Origin of the sequence: Burkholderia sp. BCC1640, from assembly GCF_902833125.1 — a bacterium.
Lineage (GTDB): Bacteria > Pseudomonadota > Gammaproteobacteria > Burkholderiales > Burkholderiaceae > Burkholderia > Burkholderia diffusa.
The window spans coordinates 198,896-220,493 of record NZ_CADFEF010000006.1 but is presented as its reverse complement, the minus strand read 5'-3'; the positions used below and the strand labels follow the sequence as shown (position 1 = coordinate 220,493).

At 65.5% G+C, this 21,598-nt stretch carries 30 protein-coding genes; 18 read left to right on the top strand and 12 right to left on the bottom strand.

Annotation, left to right across the window (positions count from 1 at the left end; genetic code table 11):
* Position 1 precedes the first annotated feature (1 nt).
* From HWX25_RS09445 to HWX25_RS09425, 5 genes are read right to left on the bottom strand one after another with little or no spacing between them, the layout of a single operon-like run.
* On the bottom strand, positions 2-646 hold the full coding sequence (locus tag HWX25_RS09445) for a phage minor head protein (protein ID WP_244138754.1): 645 nt from the start codon (positions 644-646) through the stop codon (positions 2-4).
* Positions 585-2,168 (bottom strand): DUF1073 domain-containing protein, encoded by a 1,584-nt coding sequence (locus HWX25_RS09440; RefSeq protein WP_175908332.1) that lies wholly within the window; start codon positions 2,166-2,168, stop codon positions 585-587. The genes HWX25_RS09445 and HWX25_RS09440 overlap by 62 nt, the downstream gene beginning before the upstream one ends.
* Positions 2,165-3,760, bottom strand: coding sequence for a TerL protein (locus tag HWX25_RS09435; protein ID WP_175908331.1), 1,596 nt, complete (start codon positions 3,758-3,760; stop codon positions 2,165-2,167). The genes HWX25_RS09440 and HWX25_RS09435 overlap by 4 nt, the downstream gene beginning before the upstream one ends.
* Before the next feature lies 1 nt (position 3,761).
* Positions 3,762-4,241 carry a DUF2280 domain-containing protein gene (locus tag HWX25_RS09430; RefSeq protein WP_175908330.1) on the bottom strand — a complete coding sequence of 160 codons (480 nt, stop codon included), beginning with the start codon at positions 4,239-4,241 and terminating at the stop codon, positions 3,762-3,764.
* 18 nt (positions 4,242-4,259) lie between these two features.
* Entirely contained in the window at positions 4,260-4,916 is a 657-nt protein-coding gene (locus HWX25_RS09425; protein ID WP_175908329.1) for a putative metallopeptidase, read from the bottom strand.
* Between the two features lie 99 nt (positions 4,917-5,015).
* Between HWX25_RS09425 and HWX25_RS09420 the strand changes: the two genes are divergently transcribed.
* Positions 5,016-5,300 (top strand): type V toxin-antitoxin system endoribonuclease antitoxin GhoS, encoded by a 285-nt coding sequence (locus HWX25_RS09420; RefSeq protein ID WP_175908328.1) that lies wholly within the window; start codon positions 5,016-5,018, stop codon positions 5,298-5,300.
* Between the two features lie 62 nt (positions 5,301-5,362).
* A complete protein-coding gene (locus HWX25_RS09415; protein ID WP_175908327.1) occupies positions 5,363-5,545 on the top strand; it encodes a hypothetical protein in 183 nt (60 codons plus the stop codon).
* Positions 5,546-5,808: 263 nt separating this feature from the next.
* Here the strand turns inward: HWX25_RS09415 and HWX25_RS09410 are convergent, their stop codons facing one another.
* Genes HWX25_RS09410 through HWX25_RS33400 form a run of 4 tightly spaced genes read right to left on the bottom strand, consistent with a single transcriptional unit; the run spans position 5,809 to position 8,152 of the window.
* The gene (locus tag HWX25_RS09410; protein WP_175908326.1) at positions 5,809-6,240 is read right to left on the bottom strand and encodes a hypothetical protein; all 432 of its coding nucleotides are present in this window, start codon (positions 6,238-6,240) and stop codon (positions 5,809-5,811) included.
* The gene (locus HWX25_RS09405; protein WP_175908325.1) at positions 6,237-6,566 is read right to left on the bottom strand and encodes a hypothetical protein; all 330 of its coding nucleotides are present in this window, start codon (positions 6,564-6,566) and stop codon (positions 6,237-6,239) included. The genes HWX25_RS09410 and HWX25_RS09405 overlap by 4 nt, the downstream gene beginning before the upstream one ends.
* A 9-nt stretch (positions 6,567-6,575) precedes the next feature.
* Complete coding sequence (locus tag HWX25_RS09400; protein ID WP_175908324.1) at positions 6,576-7,052, bottom strand: RusA family crossover junction endodeoxyribonuclease; 477 nt, start codon at positions 7,050-7,052, stop codon at positions 6,576-6,578.
* A complete protein-coding gene (locus tag HWX25_RS33400; protein WP_244138753.1) occupies positions 7,049-8,152 on the bottom strand; it encodes a DUF1376 domain-containing protein in 1,104 nt (367 codons plus the stop codon). The genes HWX25_RS09400 and HWX25_RS33400 overlap by 4 nt, the downstream gene beginning before the upstream one ends.
* Positions 8,153-8,244: 92 nt before the next feature.
* On the opposite strand from HWX25_RS33400, the gene HWX25_RS09385 reads away from it, so the two are divergent.
* Complete coding sequence (locus HWX25_RS09385; RefSeq protein WP_175908323.1) at positions 8,245-8,745, top strand: hypothetical protein; 501 nt, start codon at positions 8,245-8,247, stop codon at positions 8,743-8,745.
* 164 nt (positions 8,746-8,909) lie between these two features.
* On the opposite strand, the gene HWX25_RS09380 is transcribed toward HWX25_RS09385, so the two are convergent.
* The 3 genes from HWX25_RS09380 to HWX25_RS09370 form a co-directional block, all read right to left on the bottom strand.
* On the bottom strand, positions 8,910-9,131 hold the full coding sequence (locus tag HWX25_RS09380; RefSeq protein ID WP_175908322.1) for a hypothetical protein: 222 nt from the start codon (positions 9,129-9,131) through the stop codon (positions 8,910-8,912).
* A complete protein-coding gene (locus tag HWX25_RS09375; RefSeq protein ID WP_244138752.1) occupies positions 9,128-9,322 on the bottom strand; it encodes a hypothetical protein in 195 nt (64 codons plus the stop codon). The genes HWX25_RS09380 and HWX25_RS09375 overlap by 4 nt, the downstream gene beginning before the upstream one ends.
* Before the next feature lie 72 nt (positions 9,323-9,394).
* A complete protein-coding gene (locus HWX25_RS09370; protein WP_175908320.1) occupies positions 9,395-9,649 on the bottom strand; it encodes a YdaS family helix-turn-helix protein in 255 nt (84 codons plus the stop codon).
* A gap of 84 nt (positions 9,650-9,733) precedes the next feature.
* Between HWX25_RS09370 and HWX25_RS09365 the strand changes: the two genes are divergently transcribed.
* The 15 genes from HWX25_RS09365 to HWX25_RS09295 all read left to right on the top strand — a co-directional run bounded on the left by HWX25_RS09365 (position 9,734) and on the right by HWX25_RS09295 (position 21,597).
* Positions 9,734-10,078 carry a helix-turn-helix domain-containing protein gene (locus HWX25_RS09365; RefSeq protein WP_175908319.1) on the top strand — a complete coding sequence of 115 codons (345 nt, stop codon included), beginning with the start codon at positions 9,734-9,736 and terminating at the stop codon, positions 10,076-10,078.
* An 825-nt stretch (positions 10,079-10,903) separates the two neighbouring features.
* On the top strand, positions 10,904-11,320 hold the full coding sequence (locus HWX25_RS09360; protein ID WP_175908318.1) for a hypothetical protein: 417 nt from the start codon (positions 10,904-10,906) through the stop codon (positions 11,318-11,320).
* A gap of 29 nt (positions 11,321-11,349) precedes the next feature.
* Complete coding sequence (locus tag HWX25_RS09355; RefSeq protein WP_175908317.1) at positions 11,350-11,676, top strand: hypothetical protein; 327 nt, start codon at positions 11,350-11,352, stop codon at positions 11,674-11,676.
* 420 nt (positions 11,677-12,096) lie between these two features.
* The gene (locus HWX25_RS09350) at positions 12,097-12,264 is read left to right on the top strand and encodes a hypothetical protein (protein WP_175908316.1); all 168 of its coding nucleotides are present in this window, start codon (positions 12,097-12,099) and stop codon (positions 12,262-12,264) included.
* Entirely contained in the window at positions 12,261-12,404 is a 144-nt protein-coding gene (locus HWX25_RS09345) for a hypothetical protein (RefSeq protein ID WP_175908315.1), read from the top strand. Before HWX25_RS09350 ends, HWX25_RS09345 begins: the two co-directional genes overlap by 4 nt.
* The gene (locus HWX25_RS09340; protein WP_175908314.1) at positions 12,401-13,210 is read left to right on the top strand and encodes a PD-(D/E)XK nuclease family protein; all 810 of its coding nucleotides are present in this window, start codon (positions 12,401-12,403) and stop codon (positions 13,208-13,210) included. The genes HWX25_RS09345 and HWX25_RS09340 overlap by 4 nt, the downstream gene beginning before the upstream one ends.
* 14 nt (positions 13,211-13,224) lie before the next feature.
* Positions 13,225-14,421 (top strand): hypothetical protein, encoded by a 1,197-nt coding sequence (locus tag HWX25_RS09335; RefSeq protein ID WP_175908313.1) that lies wholly within the window; start codon positions 13,225-13,227, stop codon positions 14,419-14,421.
* Between the two features lie 12 nt (positions 14,422-14,433).
* Positions 14,434-16,233 (top strand): AAA family ATPase, encoded by a 1,800-nt coding sequence (locus tag HWX25_RS09330; protein ID WP_175908312.1) that lies wholly within the window; start codon positions 14,434-14,436, stop codon positions 16,231-16,233.
* A gap of 25 nt (positions 16,234-16,258) precedes the next feature.
* Complete coding sequence (locus tag HWX25_RS09325; RefSeq protein WP_244138751.1) at positions 16,259-16,825, top strand: 1-pyrroline-5-carboxylate dehydrogenase; 567 nt, start codon at positions 16,259-16,261, stop codon at positions 16,823-16,825.
* Positions 16,826-16,965: 140 nt separating this feature from the next.
* Complete coding sequence (locus HWX25_RS09320) at positions 16,966-17,289, top strand: hypothetical protein (protein WP_089460785.1); 324 nt, start codon at positions 16,966-16,968, stop codon at positions 17,287-17,289.
* A 33-nt stretch (positions 17,290-17,322) separates the two neighbouring features.
* Complete coding sequence (locus tag HWX25_RS09315; protein WP_175908310.1) at positions 17,323-18,147, top strand: DUF2303 family protein; 825 nt, start codon at positions 17,323-17,325, stop codon at positions 18,145-18,147.
* A 230-nt stretch (positions 18,148-18,377) separates the two neighbouring features.
* The gene (locus HWX25_RS09310) at positions 18,378-20,057 is read left to right on the top strand and encodes a DNA cytosine methyltransferase (protein ID WP_175908309.1); all 1,680 of its coding nucleotides are present in this window, start codon (positions 18,378-18,380) and stop codon (positions 20,055-20,057) included.
* Positions 20,058-20,070: 13 nt separating this feature from the next.
* A complete protein-coding gene (locus HWX25_RS33395; RefSeq protein WP_244138750.1) occupies positions 20,071-20,655 on the top strand; it encodes a hypothetical protein in 585 nt (194 codons plus the stop codon).
* A gap of 10 nt (positions 20,656-20,665) precedes the next feature.
* Complete coding sequence (locus HWX25_RS09300; protein ID WP_175908307.1) at positions 20,666-20,953, top strand: hypothetical protein; 288 nt, start codon at positions 20,666-20,668, stop codon at positions 20,951-20,953.
* Positions 20,950-21,597, top strand: coding sequence for a hypothetical protein (locus tag HWX25_RS09295; RefSeq protein ID WP_175908305.1), 648 nt, complete (start codon positions 20,950-20,952; stop codon positions 21,595-21,597). Before HWX25_RS09300 ends, HWX25_RS09295 begins: the two co-directional genes overlap by 4 nt.
* Position 21,598: the final 1 nt, after the last annotated feature.

Sequence of the window (21,598 nt, the reverse complement as noted above, 5' to 3'; positions counted from 1 at the left end):
GTCAGTCCTCGGAAATGATCGGTTCGGCCCAGCACCGGCAGTTCCATATCTGTCCGGGGTGGAAGTTCATGATTCGGCCGTTCTCGTCGACATCGGGCGGCTCAGCCCACGAACACACCTTGCCTTCCATCGCCTTGTGGCCGGCACGCACATCGCTGTCACCGCTGGTGCGCCAGATGTAGTGCGTGCTGCCGACAGCGCGCGCCCGGGCCTCGGTGAGCGACGTCGCTGCGCGCGATACCTCGGTGCGCGCGATCAAATCGGCGCGGCTCTTCGCCACCTCTCCAGATTCCTGAATTGCTTTGGAGATCGCCGCGGCGCGCGTGCTGTCCTCAAGCGCCTCGATCGTGAGCCGGTGCACGCGCTCGGCGGCCTCCAACGGGATCGACTTGATCAGGCCGACTTGCTCGGCCATCAGCGCACGCATCGTCTCGCCGGTCGGCGCGCGTCGCAGCTCGTCGCGCAGTGCGCGCGACATGTCCGCGGCCTGCTGCATCCACGCCTGCTCGTCGCGCCGATTAAGGTCGTCGAGCATCTTCGCGGCGGTCGCCTCGGCCCACGGTGTGAGCGCCTCGGCGTACCGCCTAAGCAGCTGCTCGATCGTCGGGGCGTACGCGGGATCGCCAGGCGGAAATCCATCGACCAACGCGCCCACCTGCTCGGCGATCTTGCGGAGCTGCGTCCTTAGCTGACGCTCGGGGCCTGCCAGGCGCACCGGATTGCGGCGTCGCTTGCGGTCCGTCGTTCGGGTCATCAGCATCAGGGGGAAGCTCCGTTTCGGCCGCCGGCGGCGGCTCGTCCTCAGCCTGTTTGATTTCCTCGTCGGTGATCGACGAGAACACGCCAGTGCGATGGCTCGATGCGCGCAGTTCCTTCATGCCGCCGGCGGGCGTCATCAGGCCCGCGTCGACCGCCTTCGTCACTGCGTCGGCGATCGTGTTGGCCGTCGTCGCCTTCTGCTCGTCCGTCATCTGCCAGAGCGCGCGGAAGTCGTACGAGAATCCCTCGGGCGGCTTCGTGCCGAGCACCGAGCGGAACATCACCTCGAACAGCTGGTTCAGCGCGCGGCGCAGCCGGCGCTCCTGCTGCTGCTTGATGTTGTCGTAGTAGGTGCGCAGGTCCGACTCGCCGGTCGCGTTCAGGCCGGCCGGCGATTGGCCGAGCAGACGAACGAGCGGGATCTGCAGCGCGCCGGCGAGCTGCTGCGCGAACTGCAGCAGCACCGCGTCCAGTCCGGTAAATCCGTACTGGTCGATCTGCATCTCGTCGTCAGCGTCGATCAGCGACAGCCCTTCGTTGGACTGGAACCGACGGATGAAGTCGACGTTCTTCAACAGCGCCTCGAGCGCCGGGCCGCCCATAGCGATGATCTTGCGCAGGTCCTTGACCTTCATCGTGCGCAGGTGCGCCTTGAACACGAGCTGGGCAGCGCCCATCGTCGTGCTGTCGAACGCGACGAGGCGGTCGATCAGGCGCTCGATGACGGACTGGCCCCAGAGGTTCTCGGCGATACGCTGCCAGTACGGCAGCGTGACGCCGTCGAACCGCAGCACGCGGCTGTAGTGAATCCGCTGGCGCGGGAGCGCCATCGAGTCCGCGACGACGTCGTAGAACTTCGGCATGCCGAGATCCGGGCCAGCTTCGGTGACCAGGTCGTTCAGTGTCGGCTGAACGAGCCAGCGGTCCAGCACGCAAATGCCCTTGAACTGGCCTTCGGCGATCGTGTCCATCCGCAGCGGCTGCGACGCGTCCTGCCCGTCGATCATCATCACCGCGAGCGCGCCGCCGTACAGCCGCGCCCACTTGATCGTGTCGCACAGGCTGTCCCAGACCGCCAGGTTCTCGAACTCCTGGTTCAGCTTGTCCTTGTCCTCGGGCGCGATGTCGGAGCCGATCTCGACGCCCATGCGCGTCATGTCCTCCGCGACGACGTCGACGGCCTGGCCGACGATCCACGACGACCGGTACATCGCCTCCATCTGCACGCGGTTGCGCGAGATGAAGTCGAACCCGTACTGGTAGGCCGACGACTGGTTCGGCGTGCCGAGCCCGACGCGCGCCTCGAAGTTCTGGAAGCTGTCCGGCGTCATCCAGCGCTTAGCGTTGGCGGAATCCGCAGCCATCGCGCGGTATTGCCGCTGCTCGGCTTTGCGTTGCTTTCGATTCATCCTGCCAACCTTGTCCAGATGTCCAGAACCTGCCCGGCCGGCTGGTACGCGATCATGACCGCGTCAGCCAGGTTCGGTGATTTCGTGCCTTCCGGCGCCTTGTCGATCACGATCTTCCCGACGCCGTTGACCGTGTACGTCGGCTGCGCGAGCTCCATCGTCAGTGCGGACAGCTCGACCAGCGCCGGATCGATGGAAATGATGTCGTCGGGGTTGTACGGCTTGCCCTCGACAACCGCACGGTACGTCGCCTGGAAGCGCAGCCGCAGCGCCCACCAGGACTGCGCCTTGAGGTTGGCGAAGTAGTCCTTGTTCTTGCGCTCCGGAACCATCTCGCCTTCCGGGTCATGCACCGGGCCCGACCCGCGGAACGGCTCGTCGTTGATCGGCCGCTTGCCGATCGCGATGCGCTGCTCGTTGATCACGCGCGCGTCGCCGCGGACGCCGGCGCCGAGACCGTCGGCGTCGTAGTCGAACGACTCGTAGCCCAGCTCGTCGCAGATGCCGAACGTCTTCTCGACCGTCTCGTAGATGTCGCCGCCTTGGCCCGACCAAGATCGCACGAAGTTCAGCAGGAAGCCGTAGCGGCCCGCGAACGCGTTCTTGTCCTTGCCCTCGTCGGCGACGTCCAGGCCGCCGCGGCGCGTGCCGCTCGGCTCGATGCCGAGCTTCACGTGTGCGCCGATCGCCGCCTGTACCCATGCGGACGGGATCACGACGCCCTCGACGGACGCCGCGTAGTTGATGTCGATTTCCTGCGCGACGACGACCGGGTCGAGCTCAGCACACTGCTTCGCATACCAGGCGTCGTCCTTGCGCGGATCGTCGCGCCAGTGGAACGTGAAGACACGCACCTTGCCGCTGTGCCGGCGCTGCGCGAACGAGTTCCCCATGCCGTTCGGCGTGGAGATGTCCTGGCGGCAGTTCGTCGTCGCAGACAGCGATGCGTCGACCAGCTGCGGCCGCTCGAGGAACGCCGACTCGTCGACAATATAGAAGCTGGCGCGGTCTCCGCGGCCGATGCCGTCGCCGGACTCGCCGGTGATCACCGACCCGGTGTCAGGAAAGATGATCCGCATGTGCGGCGCGTGCGTTCCGATGTCCCACGAACCGCGGAACTCGGCCGGCAGCAGCCGCAAAAACTCGCGTGCCTTCCAGAACAGGCTCTTCGGTGAGCCGATCTTGTCGACGTACTCTTCCTTGCGCGAGCCGAAGCCGGCCGCGACACCCTCGTGGAACAGGCAGATCGTGTCGGCCAACCCGACCGTCAGCCACGACATACCCATGTCGCGGGTCTTCTCGGTGATGCCCGGCTGCTGCGCCTTCCAACGCTCCATGAACCACTGGCACCATTCCTCCTGTTTCGGGAACAGCAGGAACGGGATCGTCGCAGGCAGCCCGCGCTCGACGTTGCGCGGATCGAACGTCATGCCCCAGTCGATGATGAACTGGGCCGGGTTGTCGCGGTAGAACGTGCGCAGCGCCGGCAGCACGCCCGGGTTCGCGCGAACGCGCTTCAACCGCTCCGCTCGCCATTCGAACACCTGCACGTAGTCCGGTGCGCGGAAGTCGAACGGGAACGGGATGGGCATGCTACGGGTTCATCAGCGTGGCGTAGATCTTCGCCGCCTCCTGTGGGTCGTTCGTCACAGTCGAGATCGCGGTGATCGGGCCGCCCCCCTTGCCCATGTGCTCGAGCCGGTGACGGTTCGTGAACGCGTCGCCGGCTTCCTTCGCGGCTTGTTCGAGCAGTTGGGCCATGAGCGGTAGGTTTCCGCGATCCTCGGCAAGGCCGACGGCGCGGTCGAGTTTGCGAAGACGCACGGAGCGGTGTGCAACCCCGATGCGCGACGTGTCCTGCAGGAATTCCTCGCGCGTACGCTCGAAGATCTCCCGATACTTCTTGCTGAGCGTCGAGCCGGCGCGCTTCGTCGGGTCGTACCGCTCGCACTGCTGCGGCGACACCTCGACGCCGAATTCCTCGCGGACGGCCTTCGCGACGCGCGAGACCGTGTCGAAGCATGCGAGCGACTGCACGACATACAGCTTGATGTGCTCGGGAAGTGCTGCCATAGCGGGAAAACGTTCAGGTTACGCGGCCCGCAGGATGCAGGTGCCGCAGGCGCGCGCGATGTCGACGTGGCCGACCTCGGGCGCGCGGCGGGCGGCGTCGACCAACTTCGCGGTGTCGCCGGCGCCGCCGCCCGCGCCGTAGCGCCGGACGATGCCGACGAATTCCTCGACGTCGTGCCCGCGGATGCCAAGCTTCGGCATGCCGTCCTTCGAGAAAGCCGGCGCGCCGAACTCGTCAGTGCGCTGGCCGATGTGATACAGCTCGTGCTCGACCAGCGCGCACCACTCCAGATCGCTGCACTCACGCGCGTAGTGCGCGTCGAGCGTGATCAGGAACGCCGGCACGCGGCCGAACCACTCGCAGAGCTGCTGCTCCTGCCTGGCGCGCTGCCAGCCGCCGGCGCGGATCATCACCTCTTCGCACTGGCCGACAACGCGCCGCATCTGGCGCACGTTCTCGACGGCCGCCCAGAGGTAAGCAACGTCAGCGTCGATCAGGTGCGCGTGGTCCTCGTTGTACAGCGGTGCACCGTCGCGCAGAAACGTGTGGTGCACCCAGTCGTTGACGCCGTCGGCCGGCGCGAGATAGCAAAACCAGTTCGAGCCGTCGAAGAGCACATCAGGTGGCAGCGGACGCGGCGCGTGAATATCTCTAACCTCCTTGTGACCTGACATCTTCTTGGCTACCCCGTGAGTTTTCCTATACTCAGTGTTGGATCGCAGGCTGTCTGCGGTTGCGGAAAATTAGAATCACTCACATATCGGGGAAAGACAATGAGTTCATATATCGCACGCATCGAAGTGCATCACGCTACATCGGCCGAGATGTATAAGCGATTGCATGAAGGCCTTGCAATTCTGGGATTCTCAAGAACTGTCTTCGCTACAGACGGTGCCCGCCACCACCTGCCGACCGGAACCTATTACATCGAAACAGAGTTTGATACGCGGACAGTTTTGGGCGTCATTCAAAACGTCGCATCGTCAATAGGCTTGACGGGGGAGTTCGTCGTCTCGCACTCGTCCGATGTGTGGTTTGCCGGTCTGCCCCGGGCATAACGGTATGTATCGTAGAATCGTCGAGCCGGAGTCTGCCGGCATACGCTACGGGAGTGAAATCGATGGCATCTGCAGAAGCGAAAAATCGAGCTACGGAACTCGTGAAGGCTGTTCTCGACGCTGGAATTTTCAATCCGGTCATGCCAAATACTTGGCTCAGTGATCCTGAGAAGCACGGGGAAGCGCTCGGTAAGCTAATTGCCGCAGCGGTCAAGGCAGCAACGAACGAACTCGAAAACCTGTAACGAAAAAGCCCGCTGGCTTGCGCTCAGCGGGCTCGATATGTCTGGTGCCAGCGGGGCGGCGGAAACCCGTCTGCACCTTTCGGCGCGCTGGCTGATCACCTCGCTGCGTCTTTCCCGCCGGCGCAACTGAGGCCACGGACAGTATAGCGCGGCGGCAGCGAAACAAAAAAGCCCGCTTTCGCGGGCTTCTCTACTCGCGCGCCTGCCTCCCGACTGGGAAGCAAAAGCTCACGCACGAGGCGGAATCAGTAATCTGCCAAGGATCATAGAACAGATTGCGGCGGTTTACAACCGGCCGACGCGATTTTTCTGATGACCGAGTCCGCGGTCAGCTTCACGATGCTCTGCGAGATCGCGCGGTGCGCGTCGGCGAGCACGAGCTCGAAGCGCCGGCCGCGCAGCACCGCGCCGTGCGCCTTCCGCATCCGCGTCTGCACCTGGTCGGGCGCCATGCGCCAGACGTAGGTGTACTTCAACACCCACTTCGCGACATGGTTCGGCATCGTCGACCAGGCCGCCTCGACGAGCCACCCGTCCTTCTGCTCTGGCGGAATCGTCATCTCCGCGAGCGCCTTGTCGCGCAGCGCGACGTGCAGGCGCGCCCACTGCGCACAGACCTCGGGCTTGAAGCGCGGCGAGCGCACCGTTGCCCCCCAGTTGTCCAGCCGCTCTTCGATGCTCTCGAAACCGCTCATCGTGCACCCCGCGTCGTCATCGCGAGCGCCTGCACGCTGCCGAGCCAGCCAGCGTAGCCCGCGAGATGGCTCGTGAAGTCCGGGCGGATGCGCGTGTCGACATGGCCGCTGCCGCCGCACGTGCCGGCCAGCGAGAACATGCGGCCGCGCCGCTCGCCCCCCTTCGTGTCGACGCGCGTCGCCGCGCGATCACTCGCCAGCAGATGCCGCACGGTCGATAGCGGCGCGCCCGAGCTGCGCGCGAGATCGTGCGCCGTGTAGCGCTGCCCGGGCTTCATGACCGACAGCACCGTGTCGAGGGTGATTTTCGTGGGTTTCGTTTTCAAAGGGCCCTCCTATGCTCGCTGCAGGTTCAGTTCGATTGCTTCAATGCGCACGCCCGGCGTCGCCGCGTAGCGCTTCGACACCCAGAGGTCGACGACCTGGCCGTCGTCGCCGTAGACCACCCCGTTCATGCCGTCCTTCAACGCCTTGACAACGTTGTCGGCGTCCGGCTTCTTCGTCGCGCCGATCACGCCGGCTGCGGCCTCGCGTTGACGCCGCTGCGACCAGCTGGCCGGAATCGGCACGCCAATGTCCACGATCAGGCGCACCGGGCCCGCGTACGGCTCGTCGTCGCGCATCGCCGCGCGCGCGGCCATCTTCACGAGGTTCTCGTAGCGCTCGGTCGCCTCGGGCGTGAACGTGCGGACGTGTGCGCCGTGGCGCGCGAAGCGCGGCCGCCCCTTCGCGACCGGCTTGCCAGGGACGACGAAGACGACGCGGCGCGCGATGACCGGCGCGGCGATCAGGGTCTGTTGCTCGTGGCTCATCGGCAGTTCTCCAGGATCGCGCCGGCCGCCACGGGACCGGCAGTGTTGCGGAATGCGCGGTTGTGGTCGTCCCACCACGGTCCGTCGCCGGCCGCGTTGAACACACGCAGCTTGAAGTCGAACGGCTGCTCGTTGGTCCCCTGCTCCGTCCCGAGCGTTCGCCCGTGCTCGACGATGCCGGTCCACGAGCGCCACCAGTCGCCGACCGTGAGTGTCCCCGTCGCGGGCTTCGCGGTGCGCGCGGACAGCAGGTCGCCGAGGATCAGGTCGAGCAGGCCGACGTTGAGCGGTTGCCCGCTGCCCTCGCGCTCACGGCGCCTGCGGCCCGTGGCGACAGCTGCACGCAGGTCGTCCGGCGTGACGCCGCGCGTCGACCAGGTCAGCACTCGCTCGTCGCTCGCGGCGAAGCCGACGCCGCTCGAGCGCAGGATCTCGACGAAGGCGGCGGCGGCATTCGGCGCATCGCCCGCTACTGCCTGTGCTGTGCCGCCGCCGCTTGTCTTTAGGTTTACTTCTCCCTCTCCCTGTCCCTTGGATGCTGTTTCCCGAGGGACAGTTGGGGGGACACCACCGGCTTGTCCCGGGGGACATTGGCCCGTTGTCCCCGGGGACACTTTGCGTTTGTCCCTCGGGACAGGATCGCGATAGTCCGGGGACAAAAATTCCTCGAATGTCGGGAATTCGATGTCTGTCCCGTGGCGCTGGTTGTGCTTCTTGATGCGCGCGCACTCGGTCTTGTAGCGCTGCTCGTGCTTCGCAGCCCACGCGTCGCGGGCCTTCTCGGCGACGACAGGGTGATACAGGCGGCCGTCGGAGCACTTCACCCAGCCGCGCAATGCGCCGTCGCGCACCTTCTTCCATTCGGTGACGACGCGGCCGTAGCCGGCCAGCTGCGCGAGCACGCGATCGTCGTCGGGCAGTGACGCGGCCGGTACCTGGTGCCACGCCGCGCACCACAGCAGCACTGCGGCGCGGAACTCGTCGGCGGTCGACAACGCCGCGATGTCGCTGTCGCGCAAGCGCACGACGTCGAGCGGCATGAACGGGAAGTCGCGCAGATCGCAGTCCGCGGCGGTGAGAGGATTCGGGAGTTCGTTCATTCGCCCTCCACAGTTCCGCAGGCGGCGACGTCCATTGCGCTAAGATTGCTCAGTCGCGCCGACATGCGACCGACCACAAGACGGAGAACCACATGGCGATCATGACCGTAACGGCAGCCATTGCCGGACTGAAAAATACGATCGATCTTGCAAAGGCCGCAGTCGCCGCGCGCGACGAGTTGAAGCTTGCCGAGATGCAGCAATCGATCAACGACCGAGTGATCGACGTGCAAAACGCAGCGCTCGCACTTCAAGAAAAACAGGCAGAGACGCGCGACGAAATCGACGAGCTCAAGGAGGCGCTTCGTGCGGCGAAAGCCTCGATTGCAGAACTCGAGCGCGCGCAGTCCGAACGTGAAAAATATGTCCTCGAAGGAATCGGTCACGGTTCGTTCGTGTACGCATTGAAAGAAGAAGCGGCCGGAATTACGGTGAGCGGCGAGCCTCGGCACTACATCTGCCAGCCATGTTTCGACGGCCCTGAACGTCGCAAAGTGGTGCTCGACTTCAATGTGGGGGTCAAGGGTGCTTATCGAGTAGCACCTTGGTGGTCGTGCTCCGTTTGCAAACGCACCGTTTCGGAAGGCAAGTAGTCTCCCGCCCGCGTCGCGCGATTTGTCCGCCTCAGCCCAACCGCAGTCCGATCGCCGCTGAAGGCATGCGTGCGCACTGTGGGTGAACCAGTTGCCGTCATCTGGAATACGGGAGTGCGGATCGCACGACCCTGCGCAAGATGCCGCGAATTCGAACAGACGGGTCAGCACTCGCCCTCCTCCCCGCCTTTCGTCCCCGCTTGTCCCACTTTGGGCCGCATCTCGAACTCGATGACGAGCGGATGCATGGCGCCGTACGCGCCGCGCAGCACCTGGATGCCGAGGAAATCGGTGATCGCGACGCCTTGCGCCGCCGCTTGCATTGCCAGATCAGCTGCTTCGGCCACCGGCAGCAGGACAGCCTGCTCCACGCGGCGAGCAGTCATGCATTCACCTTCGGGCCGGACTGTCCCATGTCGGCACTGATGCTCGCGAGCTGAACAGGCAAAGTGCCGACAACGCCGAACAGCGCCACTTCTGCGATGCGGTTGAGCGCGGCGGAGTCGGAGTCGATACCGTGCAGCTGCTTGTAGAACTGGAGCGCGTCGTAGACGCGATCGCGCAGGCGCGTTTTCACTTCGTTTCGGAATTCGGCGCGTCTTGACATGACGATCACCCCGTACTTATCGAGAAAGGATGTTGATGTTCTTCACTGCTCCTCCTGCACCGGCTCGGCCAGCTCAGGCCAGATCAGCTTCCAGTCGTCGGGCCGGAAGTCGCGGTAAGGGATCCCGACGGCCGCCCCGACGAGAACGCAGTTCTCGGGACGCATCGCATTGGGCGAGTGCAGCCATTTGTGGATGTGCGGCTGCTTCTTGCCGATCAGGCGCGCCAGCGCCGACTGGGAGCCGGCTTTATCGATCGCACGCTGCAGCGCAGGGACGGAGCAATTGGTCGGTTTCATGCCGCAATGCTATAACCAAAGTTATTCAACCGCAAGAACTTTGGTTATTTGCCGGCTTACAACCAAGGTTATAGGATGCCCGCTATGGAAAATCCTGAATTCGGGCGCCGGGCAAAGGAACGTCGCGAGGCACTGGGTCTCTCCCAGAAGTACGTCGCGGAACTTGTCGGCGTATCGCAGCCAGCGATCGCCAAGGTTGAACGAGGCGGCAGCACCACGACCACGAATGGGTTCGCACTCGCGCGCGCGCTGCAAACCACACTGGAGTGGCTCGAATTCGGCGACGAGGCTCAGCCGGTTCCGCCAGGCTACGATCGGCTGGATGAGATCGGTCGCGCCAAAGTCGAGGCGTATATCAGTGGGCTGCTAGCCCAGTCAGTTCCGCAACATTCACCTGCTCAGGACGAGGACAGGCCGTTCGGCGACTGACCCGCCATGCCTCTTGTGGAAGCGGCTCCAACGACGCATCCCAGAATGCAAACTCGCGCGTCACGACCGGGCGCTTCATTTTCCCTGTGAAGCCGAACGCCGGATTTTCGAGCAGCACATCCCATCGACCGTCAGACCGCAGCCGCTGAATCGTCACGATCGTGCCGATCAGCGCTGGGTTTCTGCTCGTCACCACCTTCGCCAAATCCCCCGGCCTGCAGCGCAGGCGTGTCTTCGTTTCTTCTTCCACTGGCCGCCCTCGTCTTCGGTTCGCCGCGATACTGTATGAATGTACAGTAGTTTAGCCGCAGTTTCGGAAGTCTTTCAACTGCCGTCAGCAGACGCTTAACAAACGGCACGCGGGCCGCGCTGTTACAAATTTCCGCTCCACACGATAACTTTGGTTGTTGACACGTCGATAACCTTAGTTATAATTCATCTCAACGCGGCACCGTCGCCGCGCCACCGCCTCCGGCGGAACGCTCTCTAACAACCGAAGGTATGCCGGGACCGCACACGCGGAGCAACCGGCCGGCGCGATCTGCGTCGTGAGTCAGGACGGACGCTGCGGAAGACCGCGGCGCGCCGAGCGAACCTGATGCAAGACAGCCAGCAACACGTGACCGATGGCGTCGTAATCGGCACAAACCTCGCGCGGCCCGGAGCCGGCACGGCCGGGAGTAGTCGGGCGCGCGAGTGATGCAGTTCTGACCGGCGGCGGTTCGTACTCCCGAGGCGTCGCCGGTGAGCACTGCACGTAACGCGCAGTATCGTCGTTCAAGACTTCAATTCATTTAGTAATCCTACTTTCATGCGGAGGGTGCGATGCACATTCCTCGAATCCACCACGGCAATGCGCGCGCCCTGCCCGCGCTGGTCGACCGACACGCCGACCAGCTACAAGCCGCGGCGGACGACGAAGCTCTGGTGCGCGACGAGCGCAACGAAGCGATCGCCGACGGCGTGACGTTCGACGTGCTGCCGTTCTCGATCGAGCAGATCGCCGTGCTCGACGCCGCACTGCGCCGCGGGCGGATCGAGGACGTGTACGAGGTCTGGAACGTGTGCAAGGCAGTGCTCGACGCGGAGGTCGCGCAGCGCATCGCGGACGCCGATCTCGCCGCCGCCGCGCCGCGATTCGCCAACGTCTACTGCTCGTCGTGCGGCCAGAAGTTCGGCCCGGGCAACGCCGGGTACTCCCGCTGCACCGACCACACCGTTCGTCGCGCGCTCGACGACTGATCAACCGCTCCCGTTACAGGATAAAGACGATGAACAACGTTTCGTTCGAAGTTTCGCGCGAGGTCAGCGCGGGGATCCGCCTCGTCGCGGCACGCTACCAGACCTTGCTCGCGGCCAAGGGGCTGCCGGCTGTCGATTCGCTCGAGCTCGACATGGACCTGGTCGCGTGCCACGCGAACGGATGTCCGATGGACTGGGAACGCCTGAACGCGGCCGACGATTTCACGCTCGCGCACGACGTAGGAGGAATTCAACTGCACATCAACAGGCGCACCGGCAAGCTCGAAAACTGTTTCCTGCCGCGCTGCGCGCTGAAAGAGGTGCGGCACATCACGATCGCTGGGGTGGATCGATGAGCCGACGAGATTACCCACGCGTCGGGATGGACAGGCAGCGAACGGGTGCAAAGCTCTGCAACTGCTGCAGCACGAAGGCGCGTTGGCAGGTCGAGTTTCAGGTCAACTGGTTCCGCGGCGACGACGAGTGCTTTCTGCTCTGCGATACGCATCACGAGCTCGTCGCCGATATGAACCTCGCCGAACTAACTCGTCTCAGAGACGAAGAGAACGCCCGACGGCGTGCACCTGCAAAGGTGAGTTCATGATGCGCAGCTCGCTCAACAGCCTATCGCCTGTATTGCGCGATTACAAACGAGCGCCTGTATCGCGCCTGCGGTACGTGATCGAAGGATCAGCATGGGCGTTCGCATACGGCGTCGCGATCGGTGCACTCTGGTTCGGCGCTGATCTGGCCGGGCCCTACCTGCGGAGCCTCGGATGACGCCCTTCGACTACCTTGGCGCGCTGCTCGACTGGCTCTTCGAATGGAATCCCATAGCTGGTTACCTCGTCGCGCTCACGATCGCCGCGGTGTGCACGATCGTGCTTGCTCGGCTCAACGCGGACGGCACGGCCATCGCCGCCTTCGTCACGAGGCCTGCATGAGCCGCTTCACCGACCACGCTGACCTCTTCGAGCGCCGGCACCCGCGCGCCGCGCGCGCACTCGTCATCGCGATCCTCGTCGCGGTCGCCCTTCTCGCTGTCGCCGTAGACAGCCTCACCAAGCATTGGGGATTCCTGTGAACCCATCCGTCTATACCGTTCGCGCGTCCAGCTGGGGCGCGCTCTTCGACTGCGCCTACCGCTGGGAAGGCATCCACCTCCTGAACATGCGCAACGTGGTCGGCCTGCGTGCCGCCCTCGGCACCGCGATCCACGCCGGCACCGCCGTGTTCGACCAGGCGCGTCTCGACGGCTCGGGCCTGACCGTCGACGACGCGGCCGGCGCGTTCGTCGACAAGCTGCGCGACCCGGAGAACGAATTTGATCCGGAGCGCGACGACCTCAGCATGTCCGACGCCGAGCGCATCGGCCTGTCACTGACGACGAAGTACTGCCTCGAGGTCGCGCCGCGCTACGACTTCATCGCCGTTGAGATGGAAACGAAGCCGCTCGAGATCGACTGCGGCGGCGGCGTGATCGTTCGCCTGACCGGCACGATGGACCGAGCGCGCGTGCGCCGCTCGGCAGCCGGCGTCGGCATCGCAGACCTGAAAAGCGGCTCGTCGGCCGTGCAGAAAGGCGCAGCCGTCACGAAGGGACACGGGCCGCAGATTGGCACGTACGAGCTGCTGTACGAGCACACGACCGGCGAACAGATCGGGGATACCGCCGAGATCATCGGCTTGAAAACGAAGGGCACGCCGGAAGTCGCGGCCGCCCCGATCGCGAACTCGAAGCGCGTGATGATCGGCACCGAGGAAACGCCCGGGCTGATCCAGTTCGCGGCGGACATGTTCCGCTCCGGCCGCTTCTACCCCAACCCGAAATCGCTGCTGTGCGACAAGAAGTACTGCCCGCGCCACGGCACCTGCCAGTTCCACGACTAACTCGCGAGACCTCCATGTCCACGCCCACCACCTTGGAATCCGTCCGCTCGCCGCTCCCGCGCGAGGCCAATCTGCCCGCCGTCGCACCCGGCTTCGGCTCGCTGCAGTCGTTCGAGCTGATGCAGCGCGCGGCGAACCTGCTTGCATCGTCGACGCTCGTGCCCGCCGCGTACCGCAAGACGATCGAGAAGACCAACCGCTACGGCGAGGTCACCGAATCGCGCGAGAACCCGAACGCGCTCGCAAACGCCGTCGTCGCGCTGAACATGGCGCAACGCATGGGCGCTGATCCGCTGATGGTGATGCAGAACCTGTACATCGTCGAGGGCCGGCCGTCGTGGTCCTCGCAGTGGATCATCGCGGCCGTGAACGGGTGCGGCCGATTCTCACCGCTGCGATTCGACATCCGCAAGCTCGGTCGCAAAACCGTGCCGTACGTGACCTTCGAATGGAGCGGCCCGAGCGGCAACCGTACTCGCACCGAGAAACGTCAGGACGTCGAGATCGAGGACATCGAGTGCATCGCATGGGCGCTCGAGCGCGGGACCGACACGCGCCTCGAATCGCCGCCGGTGTCGATCGAGCTCGCTGTGAAGGAAGGCTGGTACACGAAGAACGGCAGCAAGTGGCAGACGATGCCCGAAGTGATGCTCCGGTATCGCAGCGCGTCGTTCTTCGGAAAACTCTACGCGCCCGAGCTGCTGATGGGCCTCACGACCGTCGAGGAAGCCGCCGACATCGTCGACGTGCACGACGACGGCAGCTACTCGGTAAACCGCGCCACGCTCGACGAGCTGCGGGCCGGACGCCCGCAACCGGCCGATGAAGTTCCGCGCGGCGCAGCGCCGCCGGTAGAAACCGGCCCCGCGACCGAGTCGCGCGCGGATGGCGCGCCGGCGGCGGCTGATCAGCCGGGGCCGGCCGACGAGCAGGGAGAACCGCGCGAGGATCGCGGCCAGAGCGGCTTCGCGTTCGACGTCGACGGCCTGGTCCGCGGCATCCGCGAAGACATCGAGTCCGCCGCGACCGCCGAGGATCTCGACCTCGCGCGCAGCGCGATCGCCGGCGTGCCGGACGAGGCAGCGAAGGCAGACCTGAACGCGGCGGCATCTGCGCGCATGCGCGCCATCACAGCCGCGGCAGAACAGGCGCAGCAAGAGCCCCGCGCCGGTTCCGCTCGCCGCACACGCGCGCCGATCAGCGCCGACTAACCGGAATCTGACATGAAGATCACCGACATCTACGTCTCGAAAGTGCTCGGGATCCACACCGCGGACCTGCGGCTGTCGAAACCCGTCGCGCTCTTCGCCGGCCCGAATGGCGCCGGCAAGAGCAGCCTGCAGGAAGCCGTGCGCATGGCGCTCACCGGCAACACCGTGCGCGTCGCGCTGAAAAAGGAATACGGCTCGCTCGTCACCGAGGGTTCGGAGGCCGGCCAAATCGTGGTTGCGTGTGGCGAGCAGGCGAACAGCGTCATGCTGCCCGGCGGGAAGATCAAGCGCGATCTCGCCGAAGATCCGCGGCTGCCACTGGTGCTCGACGCGCAGCGGTTCGCACAGCTCGACGACGCCGCGCGCCGCGCGTTCCTGTACGAGCTGATGGGTGTGAAGATCGGCGCGCAGGAAATCCGCGCACGGCTCATCGACAAGCTGACGTCCCCGGCTCGCGTGATCAAGCTCGCCGTCGATACGCAGCTCGAGGCGATCACGCCGATGCTGCGCGCGGGCTTCGAAGCCGCGCAGAAGGAAGCCGCCGATCGTGCCCGCGGCGCGAAGCAGGCGTGGCGCGCGACGACCGGCGAAACGTACGGTAGCCAGAAGGCTGCGGATTGGCGCCCCGCCGCCGTCAGCTTTGACGCGGCGGCGCTGCGCACGCTGGAAGGCGAACGTGAGTCGCTCGAGGGCGAGATCGGCGAGCTGCAACGCCAGATCGGCGCGGCCGAGGCCGGCGAAGCCACAGCGCGCGCCCGCGCTTCGAAGATCGCCGCGCAGCGCGACAAGGCGGCAGGCTACGCGAAGGCGGCCGAGCTGGCGCAGCTCGCCGACGGCCAGGTCGCAGAGTTCCTGCCGAAGGTCGAAGCGCTGCGCGTACGCGCCGGCACCGCGCCGGCCGGAATTGAATGCTCCTGCCCCGAGTGCGGCGCGCTACTGCGCTTCCTGAACGGCGCGCTCGCGGCGGCCGCCGCTGCTGGCGCGCGCGACGAAGAAGCGATCGCGAAGCTGCCCGAGTACGAGCGCAGCCTCACGGTTCTGCAGAACGCCGCACGAAATCGCCGCACGGAACTCGAGGCAGCCGACGCAGCCGCGAAGCAGCTGAAGGAAATCGAGAATGAAACGAACGCCGACGGCGGCCATTCGTCGAGCGAAGCGATCGACGCGACGCGCCGCGAGCTCGGCTCGCTGATGCAACGCCGCAAGCAGCTCGACACGGATATCGCAGCCGCGCGGGACGCTGAGCGCCGCGCCGCCGCCGCAATCGAGATCACGGGCAAGGCGTTTGCGCTGTATCAGGACGTCGCCGCGTGGGAAGCGATCGCCGACGCGCTCGCGCCGAGCGGCATTCCCGCCGATCTGCTGCGCGAGGCGCTCACCCCGATGAACGAGCGCCTGACCGCGCTCGCCGAGCTGTCCGAATGGGCCGACGTGACCATCACGCCGGACATGGAGATCCTCGCGAACGGTCGCGTGTACGCCCTGCTGTCGGAATCGGAGCGCTGGCGCGTCGACGCGCACATCGCCGCCGCGATCAGCCACTTCTCGGGCCTGAAGCTGCTCGTGCTAGATCGTGCCGACGTCCTGGTCGGCCCCGAACGCGACCGGCTGCTCTACTGGCTCGACGACCTCGCTTACACCGAGCAGATCGACACGGCGCTCGTGTTCATGAGTCTCAAGACGCCGCCCGCGGGGCTGCCGGACGGCATCGAGGCATTCTGGATTGAGGATGGACAGGTCGCGGTCGCCGCGCCGCGCCGCGCAGCATACGGGAGGCAGCGTGAGAGAGGACATCGAGCGGTATCTAGCTGAAACGTCGGAGGCCACGGCGAAAGCCGTGGCGACTGGCACGGGGCTTCCGCAGCTCGACGTGACGAAGGAGCTGAACCGTATGCTCGGCGACGGGCTGGTCGAACGCGAGAAGCGCGCGGGTGGCGGCAACGAGTATGTGTACTGGCTCGCGCGCGCAGCGCGGCCGACGGCGCTCGCCGGCGACACGCCGCAGCCGGATGCGGCGCCGACGCTGGTATCGGTCGGCCTCGTCGAGAAGTCGCTGGAACCGAACGCCGGCGTCATCGACGTCGCGCAGATCATCGCGGGCCTGCGCTCCGACATCGAGCGGCTCACCGCCGAGCGCGATGCCGCGCAGGTGAAGTCCGACACCTGGCGCGCGAACGCCGCGGCGCTCGAGGCGCGCATCGACGAGCTGACGCTCGGCCCGGTCGGCGCGCGCGCCCCACTGTTCGTCACGGTCGGCCGCAACTGCAAACCGCAACGCCATGAATCGCTGGAGAAGGCAAAGCGCCGCGGCCGCGCGCTCGTGCGCAGCGAGAAGGAATCCGAGGTGCTCGTGCTCGAGCCGGTCGGCCGGATCGTGCGCGGCACGGAGTGGATGCCACGCTGACCCAACAGAGCATAACCCGCGCGGCTTACCTCGGTCCGCGCGGCATTCGAGGGGCGCCGGATTCTTTCGGCGCCCTTCCTTTTTCCGCGACGCGAAGTACCGCGCCGCCAACGACAACGACTGACCCATAGGAGCCAGCCATGATGAAGTCCTACACGTCGACGCTCGTCGACATCCGCGGCGGCATGCTCGTCGAGGAAGCCACCGAGCAGCTCAATCAGCTCGTCGCCCTCGTCCGCGACACCGGCAAGGCCGGGAAGATCAGCGTGACGATCGAGATCAAGCCGTTCGCCAAGGTCGCGGACGCGCTCGAAGTGTCCGGCGAGGTTTCGACCACTCTGCCGAAGGAGAAGCGCGCCGCCGAGGTGTTCTTCCCGACCGTCGAAAACAACCTCTCCCGCAACAGCGAGCGGCAGCCCGATCTGCCGGGCATCCAGCTCGCCGACACCGGCACCGGCCGGTAATCACCGCATCCACCTCACCATCAGGAGATTCACATGTCCGACCACGACGCACCCGATATCAGTGCTGCCCTCAACGCCGGCACGGCCCTCGCCGATCCGAAGAAATCCCCGCTCGCCGACGGCCGGCCGTTCGTTGTTGTGCCGTCCGGCTACGAGGTGCGCACCATCAACGAGCGCGACGAAGTTCCGCATCGCCCGATCGGCACCGTGAAGCTTCGGGACGCTGCGAGCTTCATCGCCTACTTCAACCGCCAGAAGAACGGCAACAGCATGATCTACGCGTCGCTAGACCCGGCGCACATCCTCGGCGTCATCGATGATCACTTCCCGGCGAGCGACGCGCTCGACAACGGTGGCGCGAACTGGCGCGAGTACCGCGTTCAGTTCGCTGTGCCGGCATCGCGTGAGTGGAAGACCTGGACGGCGCGTGACCGCAAGCCGACGACGCAGCTCGAGTTCGCGGAGCTCATCGAAGACAACCTGCCGGACATCGTCACCCCGTCGGGTAGCGACATGCTGTCGATCGCGCTGAACTTCGAAGCGAGCAAGGGCGGCAACTTCGTGTCCGCGACCCGCCTGCAGGATGGCAGCGTCGATTTCGTGTGGCGCGAGGACGTGAACGCGACGGGCAACAAGGTGAAGATGCCGACCGAAATCGCGCTCGAAATCCCTGTCTTCGAAAACGGCGCGAAGTACCCGCTCGCCGCCCGCCTGAAGTACCGCGTGAAGGATGGCGCGCTGACGATCTGGTACGAACTCATCCGCCCGCACAAGGTGCTCGAAGACGCCTTCCGCGCGATCTGGTCGGACATCGAAGCACAGACCGAGACAAAGATCCTGCTCGGCTCCCCCGAATAACCGAATCCCCCGTGGCCTGCTGCGCGCGCCCTCGTAGCGCGCGGCACTTTCCGGGGTGGAAGTCTCACCCCGCTTTTTTCCACCGGCTTCAACGGTGGGTGCTCGGAGTGACGGGTGGGCGCCGTCACAACGCCAACACGTACTGCAGCGCGGCGCTTTCATGCTAACCAGCTGCCACATGCTAGCCGAGCACCCACCCCTGAAGCCTGACCATCGAACGGAGATCTCGCGTGAAGCGTGACCAGATGACCCTGCCGCTCGACCTCGGCAGTGAATTGATCGTCGACAACTTCGCTGGAGGCGGCGGTGCCAGCACAGGCCTTGAACGTGCCTTCGGCCGGCCGGTCGACGTCGCGATTAACCACGATGCGGAAGCGATCGCGATGCACCTGGCGAACCATCCGCATACGGCGCACTACTGCGAAAGCGTGTTCGACGTGAAGCCCGCGGCCATCACGGGAAACCAGCCGGTCGGCCTCGTGTGGCTGTCACCTGACTGCAAGCACTTCAGCAAGGCGAAGGGCGGCAAGCCGGTGTCGAAGAAGATCCGCGGTCTCGCGTGGATCGCGCTGCGCTGGGCCGCGACGGTCAAGCCGCGCGTGATCATGCTCGAGAACGTCGAAGAATTCGTGACGTGGGGGCCACTCGGCGCCGACGGCCGGCCCTGCCCGAAGAACCGCGGCCGCACGTTCCGCTCATTTGTGAACGCGCTCGCGCGCCACGGATACCGCGTCGAGCACCGCGAGCTGCGCGCGTGCGACTTCGGCGCGCCGACGATCCGCAAGCGCCTGTTCCTCGTCGCCCGGCGCGACGGGCTACCGATCGTCTGGCCGACGCCGACGCATGGCGACCCGAAAAGCGCAGCCGTGCGCGCCGGTGCGCAGCAGCCGTGGCGCACCGCGGCCGACTGCATCGACTGGTCGATCCCCTGTCCGTCGATCTTCGAGCGCGAGCGCCCGTTGAAGGACGCGACGCTGCGCCGCATCGCGCGCGGCATCATGAAGTTCGTCGTGAACAGCTCAGATCCGTTTATCGTGTCGTACTACAGCGACGAAACGCGCTTCCGCGACGCGCCGCTGGACGAACCGCTCGGCACGACGACGACCGCGAACCGATTCGCCGTCTGCGTGCCGCACGTGACGAAGTTCCGCGCGAACAGCATCGGGAGCGCCGCCGACGCGCCGCTGCATACCGTGACCGCCGGCGGCGACTGCGCGCGGCCGGCCGGAGCTGCGCATGCGATGGGTCTGGTCGCCGCGACGCTGATCCAGACCAGCTACGGCGAGCGGCCCGGCCAGGCGCCGCGCGTGCCAGGCCTCGACAAGCCGCTCGGTACCGTCGTCGCGCAGGGCATCAAGCACGCGGCCGTGACAGCGTTCCTCGCGAAGCACTACGGCGGCGTCACGGGAACGCGTATCGACGTGCCAGCCGGCACCGTGACAACGACCGACCATCACGCAGTTGTGACGTCGAACCTCGTGAAGCTCCGCGGCACGAGTCGCGACGGCCAGCGCACCGACGAGCCGCTGCACACGATCAGCGCCGGCGGCACGCATCACGCCGAGGTGCGAGCGTTCCTGATCAAGTACTACGGCGAGGGCGGCCAGTGGCAGGACGCGCGCGAGCCGATGCACACGATCCCGACGCGTGATCGCATCGGCCTGGTCACGATCCACGGCGAGGACTACGCGATCGTCGACATCGGCATGCGGATGCTCACGCCGCGCGAGCTCGCCCGCGCGCAGGGTTTCCCGGACAGCTACGTGCTGGATCCCGTCGTGAACGGAAAGCCGCTATCGAAGTCGGCACAGGTCCGCATGATCGGCAACAGCGTGTGCCCCGATGTCGCGACCGCGCTGATCCGCGCGAACTTCTCCCACGAACAACAGCTCGCGCACGTCGCGGCGTAACCGAGGACCGACTATGACCACCCAAAACGAAAATAGCCCGCTCACGCAGACCGAGAGCGGGCAAAAAAACAGAACAGAACCCGAGGCACGCGAACTGTTCCCAGCAGATAACGGCACGGCCGCTAATAACCTTAGCGAGGAAAGGTGCCCCGCTCCCAAACAGGCGAGCGAGGCGACAGCTCAGCGGCCGAGTACGGAGAACCCGACCGCTGAATGCATTTTCGGCGCGAACACCGCCGCCGGCAATGAGACGAATCCGAAAGTGAGAACAGTTCCCATGCTCCAGAAGATTCCCGTCGCGCGCGACCAGGACGGCTACTTCATCCATCCCGATCTGCGTTATTTCTGGACCGTGACGATGGATGGTGCCGAGCACTGCTCGAAGGAACAGTGGACCGCGCTCGAAGCGCAGGCCGGTATCAAGACGTCGATCTACTACCTCGAATCCGAGCCCGAAGATCATCCGGCCGTACTGGCGTACTGGGAGCGCGGCGAAGGCATCTCGCTCTGGAACCCCGAGCCCGAGCCGGGATGGTGGTTGATCGAGATTGGCGACAGCGAAGACGGCCCGTACGCCGTAACAGCGACCTTTGCGTGACGGCGCGCCGATGAGCGTGCTACCGGATATCGTATCGCGCCTGCAGGTCTTCCATGAAGGCTCGGATAGCTGCGCCACATTCAACCTCATCGTGGTCGCCACCCGACCGGCGGATTCCACTGGTCGTCCAGTTTCCCCCGTGGGATCTGACGGGATCGGCAACAACGCCGGACACGTGCAGATTTCGGCATGCATGCAGTCCTTCCATGTGGTCGTTGATGATCTGCAGCAGTTCGTCAGCGTCGATGAGTTCGCGCGCCATTTTCACCTCCCGTCGGCATTAAGGAAGCAATCGTGAAAGAACATCCAATTCTGTTCAACGGACCTATGGTGCGCGCCATCCTCGAAGGCCGCAAGACGCAGACACGGCGCATCGTGAAGCCTACCGGCGCGCATCACATCTTCCAGTTTCGCGGCAGGGAGGAAGCGCGCGGCACTGACGAACCGACCGGCGAATGGGCGTGGTGCCGCGCCGAACGCGTGATCAGCGAACATATCCGCTGCCCTTACGGCAAACTCGGCGATCGCCTGTGGGTGCGCGAGACCTGGTCACAACCGACAACGCTCGACCCGGGCCCGACTGTCTATCGAGCCGACTATCCCGCGTGCGTGCCTCCTGATTTCGAAAACTTGCCGCCCGCAGACGATATCACCTGGAAACCGTCGATCCACATGCCGCGCTGGGCGTCGCGCATTTCGCTCGAAATCACCAGCGTGCGCGCCGAGCGTCTGCAGTCCATCAGCGAGTCCGACGCGCGCGCCGAAGGCGTGACGATCGAGGACCGCCACATGCGCGGTTACTGCGCCGGCGCCTACCGGCCGCCGAGCATCCGCGCCTTCCATGACCTGTGGGACAGCCTGAACGCCGCGCGCGGGCACGGCTGGGACGTGAACCCGTGGGTCTGGGTCGTTGAATTCAAGCGCCTCGGCGCGGGAGAGTGAT